This is a genomic window from Ekhidna sp. (genome assembly GCF_965228795.1).
Classification (GTDB): domain Bacteria; phylum Bacteroidota; class Bacteroidia; order Cytophagales; family Cyclobacteriaceae; genus Ekhidna.
On record NZ_OZ245839.1, the window covers coordinates 1,662,470 to 1,675,134 of the forward strand.

General features: G+C 38.9%; 5 protein-coding genes. 4 read left to right on the forward strand and 1 reads right to left on the reverse strand.

Annotated elements, in window-relative coordinates; all coding sequences use genetic code 11:
* Window positions 1-25: 25 nt before the first annotated feature.
* Window positions 26-2,407: an ABC transporter permease gene (locus ACQK2H_RS07625; RefSeq protein WP_425390840.1), complete on the reverse strand. Its 2,382-nt coding sequence runs from the start codon at window positions 2,405-2,407 to the stop codon at window positions 26-28.
* Window positions 2,408-2,517: 110 nt separating this feature from the next.
* On the opposite strand from ACQK2H_RS07625, the gene ACQK2H_RS07630 reads away from it, so the two are divergent.
* From ACQK2H_RS07630 to ACQK2H_RS07645, 4 genes are all read left to right on the forward strand, one after another.
* On the forward strand, window positions 2,518-2,952 hold the full coding sequence (locus tag ACQK2H_RS07630) for a peptidylprolyl isomerase (protein ID WP_425390841.1): 435 nt from the start codon (window positions 2,518-2,520) through the stop codon (window positions 2,950-2,952).
* 168 nt (window positions 2,953-3,120) lie between these two features.
* On the forward strand, window positions 3,121-3,879 hold the full coding sequence (locus ACQK2H_RS07635) for an MBL fold metallo-hydrolase (RefSeq protein WP_425390842.1): 759 nt from the start codon (window positions 3,121-3,123) through the stop codon (window positions 3,877-3,879).
* Window positions 3,880-4,215: 336 nt separating this feature from the next.
* On the forward strand, window positions 4,216-4,932 hold the full coding sequence (locus tag ACQK2H_RS07640) for a hypothetical protein (RefSeq protein ID WP_425390843.1): 717 nt from the start codon (window positions 4,216-4,218) through the stop codon (window positions 4,930-4,932).
* A gap of 16 nt (window positions 4,933-4,948) precedes the next feature.
* Window positions 4,949-12,640 (forward strand): T9SS type A sorting domain-containing protein, encoded by a 7,692-nt coding sequence (locus tag ACQK2H_RS07645; protein ID WP_425390844.1) that lies wholly within the window; start codon window positions 4,949-4,951, stop codon window positions 12,638-12,640.
* Window positions 12,641-12,665: the final 25 nt, after the last annotated feature.

Here is a 12,665-nt window from a genome sequence, read left to right on the forward strand (position 1 = left end):
CGCTATTGTGGATGGGGCTTTCTTTTTATTCATATTTGAGATTATCAGATGGATTTGTGGTAGCTGCTTTATAAGCCTGGAAGCCGGTAGTTAGCATTACGAATACTGCCACAGTGACAAGCACGATAACAAAAACCATCACATTAATCTCTGTATGATATTCAAAATCATCAAGCCAACCATTCATGATTTTATATCCGATGATAAATGCCGGTAACGCGCCAACCAGTACCAGCCATATAAAATCCTTTACCAGTAGAAGCACCAGCCCTTTTACATCAGCCCCTAATACTTTTCTTACACTGATTTCTTTTGTTCGTTGTTCGGCGGTAAATGATGCCAAGCCAAGTAATCCAAGACCTGAAATGATGATCATCATTAGCGCAAATCCAAGGAATAATTGTCCTCTTAATTGATCACTTTCATAATCTCGAAGAAAATGCTGATCAATCAATTCATATTCGAGTGGAATATTGGGAAATACCTCGCTCCAGGTCGCTTCAATGTGGTCAAGACCATCCTCTAAATCTCCAGATATTTTTACCATTGCCTGTCGGTTGTTCATGTTAGGGAATATCATGAATGATTCAATGGGGTTGTAAAGTGATCGGTGATGAAAGTCCTTGATTACACCGATCACTTTATGAAAAACAGTGCTATCCTGATCAAATTGAAACCGCTTCCCAATCGGATTATCCCAGCCAAATCGTTCGACCATCGCTTCATTTACCAAAACCCCGGAGGCAGTATCACTCGGGAACTCTCTGGAAAAATTTCTTCCTGCCACCAATTCGATTCCCAATACATCTACATAGTCATAGTCCACTCCAAACCAGTCCACACCATAAATCTCCATTACACCTTCGTTGGTTTCAACGGACATTACATTTTTTCCAAATCCATTGCCTGGCACTACCATAGAGGTAGATGCGTTCTCAATATTTGAATTTTTAAGCAGTTCGGTTCTCAATGCTTCCCATCGCTCGCTGGTACTTCTGTTTAAGGCAAAATTCACCACCTGATCTTTATCAAAACCAAGATCCGCGTTTCTGACAAATTGCATTTGCTGATAAATCACGAATGTGCCAATCAGCATAAAGATGGAAATTGAAAACTGTATGCCAACCAGCACTCTTCTTAACCAAACATTGCCGGTTCGTTTGCTGCCTGATCCCCCTTTAATTGCTTTAATCGGACTAAAACCGGATAAATAAAAAGCAGGGTAGGAGCCACTAACCAATCCGGTGAAAATCAAAATTCCAACTAAGGTTAAAACAATCTCTGTCGATAATAAATCACTAAGTAATAGTGATATTCCAAGTTGATTGTTAATCATTGGGACAGCTACTAGTAGGATAATAATGCTTAGAAACACCGAGACTAGTGCAATCAAAACGGACTCCACAATGAACTGACGTATTAGAGCTCCTCTGACTGCTCCCATCACTTTTCTGATTCCAACTTCCAGTGAGCGGCGCATGGATCGTGCTGTGGCCAGGTTCATGTAGTTTATGCAGGCGATCAATACCAGAAAAATAGCTACCGCCAGAAAAATGTAGATGTAATCGATGTTGCCTAGTGCAGATGGTTCATTCTGAAAATCAGAATACAAGTGAATGTCCTGAATGTTGATCATTTCGTACTTGACCTTAATGTCAAATTGATCAAAAATAGTTGCGACATATTTTGGAATGATCTCCTCATTCAAACGCTGCTCAATATAGCTTGGATCTACTCCGTCATTTAATACTACATAGGTGTAAAGACCAAAGCCACCCCAGCTCTGAGAATTTGCGTATCGTTCATTTGTGCTGAAGGAGGACATTGCATCCGGTCGAATGTGAGAGGTGACCGGAATGTCTTCGTAAACACCTGTCACCTTGTATGAAAACCGTTCAGTCTCCAAAAGTTGACCCATTGGATTTTCACCTTTAAATACTCTTTCTGCCAAGGTTTTGCTCAGTACAATACAATTGGGAGCAGCAAGGGCCGTTTCAGGATCTCCCTGGATGAAATCCACTTTAAAGACATCAAAAACAGTTGAATCTACGAGGTACCAATTTTCAGCTTCATAGTTTCGGTCGTCATATCTAAACCGGGTATTCCCACCACCTGCAAAACGTGTGAATTGCTTAATCTCCTGAAATTCTTCTTTTACCGTTTTTCCTAAGGGTGGTTGAGAGACTGCCCATCTGAAAGCGTTATCCGGCTCGGTGATGTCAGCGGAAATGCGATAAATATTTGCTGCATTAGGATGATACCTATCAAAGCTGGTCTCTTGATTGAGATACAGCACGATTAGCATGGCTGAAGCGATACCAATGGTAAGTCCTAGAATATTGAGTATGGCATAGCCAGGTTGGCGTTTGAGATGACGTATGGCCACCAGGAAGTAGTTTTTGAGCATAGGATTTGAGTTTGTGACTTGATATTAGGATACTCGTGATATAGGATATAGTTTCAGCCATTCATCATAATTAATGATTTTTAACAGAAGCAGTACCTTTGCTATCTGATATGAAAACAGCAGAAATACATACAAAAAGAGGAGTAATGAAAATAGAATTCTTCGAGGAAGATGCTCCTAACACAGTAAAGAATTTCATTGATCTTGCAAATGATGGATATTACGATGGATTGACCTTTCACAGGGTGATTCCAAATTTTGTGATTCAGGGTGGTTGTCCGAAAGGGGATGGAACCGGAGGGCCGGGATATCAAATTGATTGTGAGTTGGATGGTGATAATCAATACCATGACAAGGGGGTTCTTTCTATGGCACATGCTGGAAGAAATACAGGAGGTTCTCAATTCTTCATTTGCCACAATAGAGATAATACAGCTCATCTGGACAGGAATCATACGGTTTTTGGAAAGGTAGTTGAGGGTTTAGAGGTGATTGATCAGATCAAAGAGGATGATGTGATGGAGAGGATTGTTGTTAACGACTAACCAAATTTCTAGAAAAAGCTGTCTCAAAGGTTTTACTATTAGAATGTCATTCTGACTAAGGAAGAATCTCCTTATCAGGTCAGGATGATAAATCTTTTGAGATAGCTTCTTTTTGTTTGTCTTGAAACAACTTTAACTTCATGAGGTTGATGAAAGAAAATTTTCGCTATGAAAAATATCCTACCTATCCTTTTTGCTTTATTACCATCATCTCTTTCTTTTTCACAAAACCGTGCAACTCCTGATACGATAGCCACTAATAAAGGAGAGTTAATCATTCAGCCAATCATCCATGGTACATTGGTACTAAGCTGGAATGGTCACACCATCTATGTAGATCCATATGGAGGTGCGGAGCGATTCGATGGGTTGAAAGATCCAAGCTTGATATTGATAACGGATATTCATGGAGATCATTTAAACCAGAAAACACTGGATGCTCTTGATATAGGACGAGCTCAGTTCATTGTCCCTAAAGCGGTTAGAGAAAAATTACCGGAGGAAATGAAAAAAAGAGCAGCCGTGATTGATAATGGTCAAACAATAGTATTTGAAGAAGTAGAAATTTTGGGTATCCCAATGTATAACCTACCTGAGACAGAGGACTCTCGTCATCCTAAAGGTAGAGGTAACGGATATGTTCTGACTCTGGGAGATAAACGACTTTATATTTCCGGTGATACTGAGGATATCCCTGAAATGAGAAACCTAAAAAATATTGATGTGGCTTTCGTATGTATGAATCTTCCGTACACGATGGATATTGAGCAGGCTGCAAGTGCAGTTAAAGCTTTCAAGCCGGCGATAGTTTATCCATTTCACTATCGCGGGAAAGGTGGTCTTAGTGATGTGGAATCATTCAAACAAAGAGTTGAGTCAGTCGATGTTTCTACAGAAGTTAGGTTACGAAATTGGTATCCCGACTAAAACACAAATCACCAATTTCAAAATTGGTTTCAATCATCTTTGGCGTACGAATCTAGCTATTTCACTTAGGGAGATTTAAGTTATTGTCCCAATAGGTATTTTTTTATCTAAAAATTTTGGTGATTAATCGATTTGCATATTCATGAAAAATGCCGCAATCGATTGCGAATAATAGCTCCATACAAGTTCTAAAGCCAAATTTTATGTAAGTGTTACGGGTAGAAAAACTCTGTGTCAACATTAAATTTCTACCGAATCAATTTTTGCAATACTTTAAAAGTCTCTTTAGATTGCTATAGCCTTTTAATTTGTTTACTAAACCATAAAACAATCATTATGCAGAAACTACTTCTGGTTTCTCTAATGATTTTCCTGACTAGCGCCATATCTGCGCAGGACGATTCCGGCGGGACAAGTCCTTCGTCAGGGGAATTATTAATAGAAATCACCTCTTCACCGTTTGGTAGGGATGTTAATAACTACTCCTCGAGTAGTACAACCTTGCTGAACTTCGGTCAATTCAGAGCGCGATATTTTCTGAATGACGTTCTTGTACCACGTTTAGGAATTTGGTTTGCCATCGACGATAATAAAGATGGTATGTCTACTCCTGACGTTACGCAAACAGTATCTCAATTTATGTTTACACCTGGTGTTGAGTACCATTTTTTAAATGAAAATGGATTTACTTCTTATGCCGCTTTGGATGTGATCATTTCCAGTAGATCTGTTAAACAAACGAGTGAAACGGATTCTGATATTTCTGGAGCACTACCTGGTGGTTCTGATGTATCTTCTATCATTTCTCAACCTAACCAATCATTTAGCTTCAATAATCGAGGCTTTTTTGGTATTGGGGCAATGGGTGCGGTAGGTGCCGATTATCACTTTTCGTCCAGATTTTACATGGGTGCCGAAATAGGGTTCTATTTCGTAACCGGTAAAAGTTCTGATGTGGAAATTGATGGTACGCTTTATCAAAGCGGCATCAAATTTTTCGAATCTGGTGTAAAAACCAGCAATTCATTCAGAATTGGATTTAAACTACTTTAACTAATCGTCTAGAATAATGAAAAAATTATACAATAATATTTTATACCTAAGAGCATTGATGCTGGTCATGTTGACCGGGCTTTTTGCTTTTAGTGCGAATGCGCAAGCCCCCACGGTGAGTACTACTACATTCCCAACGGGGTTAGTTGTCAATAAAGAGGCAACATTTACATTTAATGCTCAGGATTTTCCTGCGTCTACAACATTTATTTTATGGGATGATGCGGATAACGATGGGTTATTGGATACAGATGAAGACATTTTAGGGACTTCTACTGTTGATGATGGAACAGATCAGGATATTGATTTTACACCTGAATCTTCCGGAACATTAAGAATGAGATTTAATGCGTTTACTGGAGACATTCAAGAAGCGATTGTTGATAATCTGGATAATTCTGAGGTTACCGTAGTAGGTACTTCTCAGACAGATTTCACATATACTTTTGGAACTGCCAGTACTCGCCAGTTAACAACTGATGCGTTTGATGTTTCAGCATCTGAAACCATTACCGTTACTGTTAACTTAGGTTTTAACAATGCTGACACGGATAATCCGCTAGAAGTGCAATACTCCCAAGATGGATTTGCAACTGCCGGTTTACCGCTAGATTGGAATGGAGGCACAGAATCGGAAATTGTATCTTCAGATGGTACAAATTTCACATATGTATTGCCTTCTGGCGCTAAATCAGCTAATACAAGTTTTAGAATTGTACAGAAAGGAACCGTAGATTATGGAACGGGCAAATCATGGTCTGTAGCTTCTATTTCAATTCAGACAGGTAACGCTTATGCTAAGCTATCTGCTGACTATGACAATAATGCTGGTACACCAGATACTGAGTTAGCCAATTTTTCATCTGATGAAGCTGTTGCTTTACCAGGCATATCCTTAACAGATACAGATCCTGTCGGAGTTTTAGCAGCTACAATCTACCCAGGTGATCAATTTACGATCAATGGTAGCATTTCTGATATCATGGATATCTCTGCAGGTAAAGGAGTTGCAGCTGTTTTTAGAGATCCGGATGGTGTCGAGGTTGTGATAGGTTCTGATGCAACTATTGATAATACCAATGGAAACTTCAGCATAGTTGACGCTACTATTCCAACAGACATTACTTATAATTCAAGCAATACGTGGGACTTATTTTTAAGAGCGTTTGAAGGAACTTCTCCACAACTTGGATTAGAGTTTTCTGAAACTGATTTCACAGACCTATTTCCTGAAGACTTAGAATTTGATGATTTCACTGTAGAAGGAGGTGAGAGAGAAGCAGGAGAAGGAATTGTATTTGATGAGGATGCTACAAGACAAGTAACTACTCAAGCATTTAATATTACAGGTACTACTGGTGAAATCAATTTCGATATCGCTAGAAAAAATAATTTACTATCTGCATCTGGTACAGAGGTGGTAGTTGAATATTCTACTGATGGAACTACATATGCTGCTTTTACTGAGCTCATTCTTAATGAAGGAACAAATGATGAAGAAACAGTAAGTAGTATAGATTTAAATGCAATAGATGTTGATGATAATTCAACCCCAGTAACGATAAGCAATTGGCCTGCAGGAGCTGTTTCTACAAGCACTTCCTTTAGAATTCGTCAGTCTGCAAATGGTGGAGCTGATTTGGATGCATTTATCATTAGAGATTTTGACATTGAAAATGAATCTAATATTATACCGTCTACTGAAATTAATCAGCTGACACTTTCAACCACTTTAGATGTTGAAAGACCAGTTATTGCTTTGGATCAAATCACTGTAGGAGGAGATGGGCAAGCTTTCCCTGGAGAGTCATTAACATTTACTTATGACGTGACAGATGGTGCATTCCCTGCAAGTACGGGTGCAGAGTTATTTATAGATCAGGAGCAAAATGGATTTAACCCTGATCTAGATTTAAGTCTTACTTCAATTACAGATGTAACAACCGAGTCAATCACATTTACTGTTCCTACAATTGAAAGAGGTCAGTATAATATATACTTAGTGGTGAATGATGAAGTATATAGTTCAGTGCCACTTCAGATTTATGGATTAGCTGTAGAGATTACATCTATCGATATCACTGATCCAATTGTTGTTGGTGGTGAGGATAGAGCGACAGTTGGTGGTAGTATCACAGTAAATTATTCGATCTCAGAAGGTAGTTTAAGCACAGGTGCTCAGGTAATGTTGAATCTGGAAGATGACAATGGTGATTTCATCATGATTGGATCTGCTGCAGATGCTGCTTCCTCTGGTTCTATTGCAGCGACACTTCCTACGGATTTCGACTATGCAGCAGGTTCAACGCAAACCGTTGAATTATCTGTGGATCTTGGTACAGATGTATTGGACTATAGTAATACTGAAGAATTGGTAAGTTTCGAAAACTTCACGCTAGATGAATCTTTAGATAGTGAAATCTTTGAGACAGTCGTCGGTGCTACTAGGCAAGGGGATAATTCAGATATTTTTGATCAGGCAGGAGATAGATCTGCTACTACAGTTTCACTTGATGTCTCTACAGGAGCATCTGTTACAGCCGTTCTTGATGTAATTGTCTTTAATAGCTCTTTCGATGTAGTCTTAGAGGCGAGTACAGATGGCACTACGTGGGAGGAAATTGATGATCAAACGATTACATTCAATGCCGATTGGACGCTTTCAGCGAATCTTGAAAATAGCTTGTGGTCAAGTACTACTAAGTTTAGAATCGTTTCAGAAGACGCTACAGCAAGTCAAAATACGTTTGAAATTCAGGAGTTCACTGTTGATATTCCTGAATTAGTTGATGTTGCTACAGATGAAGAAACGTTTGAATTACAGCGTCCGAGTTTAACTGTTAATGCCTATGAGTCTACAGATTTTAATTTAGAGGAATCCATTACGGTAGATTTTACTGCAATAGGATTTACTTCTGATGTAGAGTATGCATTGGTACTAAGAGCAGATAGAGGCGATGCTGAAGATGAGGAGTTTCTTATTCTTGGCAAAACCAATACACTGACAAATGGTGCAGGCACCATTACTGGTACAATTCCAAATGTGGTTCCAACTATCGATGATGATTCAGATGGAAGCGATGGGTTTGATATTGAAGTGATTCCATACATTCCTGCTACAGCTGGAGGAGATTATGAAGAAGGTGAAGAAGTTCCATTCAATTCGATTGATGACTACCTTTCATTTGAGGGTACCTCAAGTATGGCTAGTACGTTCACGTTCAACGAAAATGGAGAGCGATTCTTTTTATCAAATGCCATTGACTTGAGTGATGAATCATCAGCAACATTAGAATTCACAACAAATACTTCATTTGGTTCTGGTGTGAATAAGAACCTAGTCCCTCGAGTGGAGATTACCACCGATGGAGGAGCTACGTTTACAGTTGTGGAGGCAACTTATACGGATGCCGATGGAGACGATGCTTCTACAACTGATGGTTTATTGTATGATGCAGATACATATGAAGTGGAATTACCTGTAGGAACAGCTACAACACACTTCCGTATTTCACAGCCATTGAATCTTGGATCGAACGAAAATACGTTTGGTGTTTCGAGTCTAACTGTTACTTTGGGTGATGAAAATGCATTAGATGATAATATCTACACAACATCAGCAAATAATGAGCAATCAGTAGATATCAATACTCCTGCTACTTCTAACTTCTTGTTTGCCCAGGCAGACTTACAGGATGCGGTATTTAATGGAGAGACATTTACTGCTAACTGGGATATCAAATCTGATTTGAATCCGGACAATGTGCCATTGTTCCCATCAGGATCATTATTTGAGTTTTACTTACATGATGGTACTGATTATATCATCGATCCAGAGACTAATCTTCCATTAATTATAGGAAGCACCACAGCACTAGGTGACTTTACAGCGACCATACCTTTTTATGTCGAAAATGACAATTATGATGTAGAGGTTGCTGTTAGCCTGATGGTAGACGGTGAAAAAGTATACTTAGTTGGTGATGAAGATGGTGGAAATGATGTAGGTGATCTGGCGGTCTTCTTAAGGGTAGTTAATACAGAGGTAGATTTTGATGCCAATGACATACTATATGCAGGTGAAACTGTTACAGTAAACATTGATATAGAAAATGATGAATCTAATACAGCGGGTACTGATGGATTATTTGCAACCTTATTAATTAAAAATTACTCAGGTGGCGATGATCTAGTGGTTGCAACACAAGAAGGTGTTGATCCCATGACAGTGGATTTACCTCCATATGTAAGAGGTAGCAACTTCACGTTTGAAGTACAGCTTTCAGAAGGTGCTGCATTAGGAAGTGTTGGAGATCTTATTGGAGACACCAATGATCTTACCAATTTGGAGGATGATGTAACTGACAATTTTGTGAATGGATTTTTTGAACCCTACGCTTTGTCTGCAGGTCCTGCTACAGTTGTGGAAAGTGATCGTTATGAAGCAGTATTTGATATTGAAGTAACAAGTGGTTCTGTTCAGCTATATAGAAGTATAGATGGAGGAACACCTGCCTACATTAATTTCTATGGAACTGGAACTAACCTCACAGCTACTCAGTCAAGTGAGTCTGGTACACTAAGTCCTGGCTCCACTGTGCAGTTCTACTGGTATTTTACTGGTGATGCGACGATTGAAAATGTAGTAATAAGGGAAGATGATGAGTCCGGTGAAGAGAATCAAATATTTAGTGGTGAACTTTCAAATGTAGACCCAGAAGATGCAACCGGCGGATCATTTGATCTAACATTATCATTTGAAAACACCAATGGACGTGGATTAATCACTACTCGTCCGTTTGAGGCTGGTGAGTTAGATGGTACTACTTTGATTGAGTTTGACTTAACTTTCAACAAAACCCCTGAAGACTTGACTTCAGAGCAATACTTGATCTTTGAGTATTCAATTGATGGAGGTGCTACTTACACAGAATTAGGAACGTTCCCAGATGTAGATGAGCCAGAAGAAAATGCGACTGGAACATATTTGGTGGATGTGTTAGATGATATGAAGTCGAATGAATCCATATTTAGATTCAGAGTAGAGGAGCGCAATGGAAATGATATCACGATTGATAAGTTCTCATTTAAATCTGGAAATGTACTTCCATTCGAATATCAGTCGGATATGCAGAATATTGCTAATCAAGTATTATTAGTTACTTCTGTTGGTTCTGAACAGTCTTGTTTAGTAGATGATATTGTACTTTCTTACGAAGTGAGAGGTTCATTTGGTGCAGATAACATCGTAACAGTATCATACGATCAAGTGAATGGATCTTCAGATGGATCATTAACGAAGGAATTTGCTGGTATTGTTTCTGGAACAGGAACTTTGGAAGGATTTACGCTTCCAACAACTGTTTTTGCTTCAAACGACAACAATAAGAATTTCAGATTCCGGTTGAATTATGATGATGATACTTATAAGGAAGATGATGAGGACTATGAAAGTACCTCTGAGCCTTTAAGTGAAAAAAGTCTGGAGGTAGTAGCTAAAATCAACTTAGACGCAGAAATTTCTGTTGCATCAGGTGATAAAGCTTGTGAGGGCGAAAGCCTTATGGTGAATATTGATGATGTACAGAACTACTTCACTTATGAAGTAATTGATACTTCTGATGATAGTGTACTGGGCACATTAACTTATGATCCTGAAGATGGAGAAACTGAAGTTGATTTGGGTGTCATTACAGAAGATGTAGTATTAGGTCTTCAGATTACTTCAAATACTTCAACTGGCACTGCGTGTAGAACATTAACATCTACATTTGAATTAGAAGTAGAGTTGGTCGAGAATGGTCTTGCTTTTGTTCAAAACACAAACCTTAGTATTTATGAGGAAGTAGCCAATGGTCAGTCAATAGATCTTTGCGAAGATGCTGCGATTGACTTACGTGTTGGAAGAGATGCTAACGATGCATCATTTAGTGTGACCTTGGTTGAGTGGTTCAGAGATGATATCAATACACCTATTGCAACTGGAAGTGCAATCGATGAAGATGATATCAACAATAAGTCTGGTGACTATTTTGCGAGAATCACAGATGGAGAATGTCAGTATAATACTGAAGCTATTACCATTAATATTATTGCATCTCCTGATAAGCCATCTATTACTCTTACAAGTGGTGGTTTAATTGGTTGTGAAGGAGCCGATCCGGCAATACTTGAAGCAACTGATGGTTTTGCTTATTATGAATGGAGTACTCCGTCTGGAACGTTAACAAGTAGAGTAATCGAAGCAGAGGATGAAGGAACGTATACCGTTAGAGTATCGAACTTTCCATTCAATGGGACTAACTCTGGTTGTGCTAGTGCTTCTTCTGATCCTGTATATGTTGAAAGGTATGAACTTGCAGAATTTGGGCTTTCAAAAACCGGTAGTATTACTGCTGGCGATGTAGTCGTAGATGGTGAAGTGATTGACGCATGTGAGTCTCAAATCATTTATTTCCATGATGAAACTTCATGGACTGCAAGCGGTGGTACTATTGAAATCATCAGAGATGGAGTAAGTGATGGTTTCACAACGAGTTCCTTTGTTACTCTGGATCAGTCTGGTGACTATAGCTTCAACTGGATAAATGACGATGTTCCAAACAATGTTTCTGCTTGCACGGTTTCGTCTGTTACATTCACGTTGAACATATTTGAAAGACCTGATGCTGTTACTGTCTCTACAACAGATGCAACAGATTTTTGTGAAGGTGAAGGTTCCGTAACCATCACGGCTCCAGCTGGTTTTGCACAATATAGATGGTTGAATAATGGCAGTGTGATAGATTCTAACTCTGATGGATTTGGTAATACGAATAACTCAATTACCGTAGATTATTCAGGGCTATTCTCAGTCCAGGTATCGAATGAAGTTGATGGAACAAGCTGTTTCAGCACACAATCCAATGAGATTGATGTCAATGTCAGACAATATGCCTTTGATGGAGTTGGTGTTAATCAGGTTGGAATTCTGTGTGGACCAGGTACGGCTCGATATGAGATTACTGGTACATTAGATGATTATAATTATCAGATTTATAATAATGTAACAGATGCTGCAGTTGGAAATCCTTTTAGAGGTAATAACAACACAGCTTCAATCTTTGTGGATATTGATGTTACTGAGCAAACAGATTTTTATGTAATATCTAGTTACGCTTCTGGTGAAGGATGTCCTTCACCTGAGCCATCGACTACATTTACTGTTTCATTCTATAATGTAGAATTAGAACTGGATGGCAACAACATTCGCGCAGTAACTTCCGGTGGATTTAGTTATGACGAAATCGAGTGGTTTAGAAATGGAGTTAGGCTTCAGCAGAGAAGCGGTGATAACTCGATATTTGTTACTGATAATGCTGAATATTCTGCGGAAGTAACATTTGATGATGGAGCTTGTGTAATTACAACAAATGCAGTAGCAGTTGAAGGAGCACGTATTCAAACATTCTTTGGAGAGTTGAATGCTTCTACGTATCCAAACCCAAGTTCAGATTTCATTAATGTAGACATGAAGGGTGGAGATCTTGGATCTTATGCTGTAAGTGTCGCTAACCTCTCGGGACAGGTGATGCTTTCTGAGGAATTCAACAAGACAGAGGAAGAAGATTCCATGACTGTAGATATCCGATCGATTGAGAAAGGTATTTATACCCTGATCATCAGAAAAGGTAATGAGATTCAGAGTTTTAGAATTGTTAAAAAGTAAATAGAGTAGAGTAGTAGGGAGCAAT

Excerpts from the sequence above, each read along its gene's own strand:
- ACQK2H_RS07625 (WP_425390840.1), bottom strand. The coding sequence starts at position 2,407 with ATGCTCAAAAACTACTTCCTGGTGGCCATACGTCATCTCAAACGCCAA.
- ACQK2H_RS07635 (WP_425390842.1), top strand. The coding sequence starts at position 3,121 with ATGAAAAATATCCTACCTATCCTTTTTGCTTTATTACCATCATCTCTT.
- ACQK2H_RS07645 (WP_425390844.1), top strand. The coding sequence starts at position 4,949 with ATGAAAAAATTATACAATAATATTTTATACCTAAGAGCATTGATGCTG.
- ACQK2H_RS07640 (WP_425390843.1), top strand. The coding sequence starts at position 4,216 with ATGCAGAAACTACTTCTGGTTTCTCTAATGATTTTCCTGACTAGCGCC.
- ACQK2H_RS07630 (WP_425390841.1), top strand. The coding sequence starts at position 2,518 with ATGAAAACAGCAGAAATACATACAAAAAGAGGAGTAATGAAAATAGAA.